We start from the raw sequence: 378 nt of genomic DNA, 5'->3' as shown, positions 1-378 counted from the left end.
GTAATTCATAGCGATGAGAGTTTTGTTAACGAACAAAACTGTTCTCAATAAATCTATTTCTCGGTGTTGTTTCTTAACATGTTTGTGTTGTGTTTAATCAACTATCTAGTTTTCAAAGAACAAAGTCACACCCTAAAAAACAAGGATGCAATGGAGCCTAGCGGGATCGAACCGCTGACCTCCTGCGTGCAAAGCAGGCGCTCTCCCAGCTGAGCTAAGGCCCCATGGGGTATTAAATTGAGAGAGGATCTCTCAAAACTGAACAAAGTAAAAACCTGTGCAAGGTTCCGTGTGCCCTGATGGCACTATCCTTAGAAAGGAGGTGATCCAGCCGCACCTTCCGATACGGCTACCTTGTTACGACTTCACCCCAATCAT

The 378-nt window shown here is 44.4% G+C and carries 1 tRNA gene and 1 rRNA gene; both read right to left on the bottom strand.

Annotation, left to right across the window (positions count from 1 at the left end):
* Positions 1-151: 151 nt before the first annotated feature.
* Positions 152-224, bottom strand: a tRNA-Ala gene (locus ACYQ2O_RS12945).
* 91 nt (positions 225-315) lie between these two features.
* A 16S ribosomal RNA gene (locus ACYQ2O_RS12940) occupies positions 316-378 on the bottom strand; the annotation flags it as partial.

The organism is Alkalibacterium sp. m-11 (assembly GCF_054658155.1).
The sequence above is the reverse complement of the archived record's forward strand: the minus strand, read 5'-3'. Positions and strand labels throughout refer to the sequence as shown.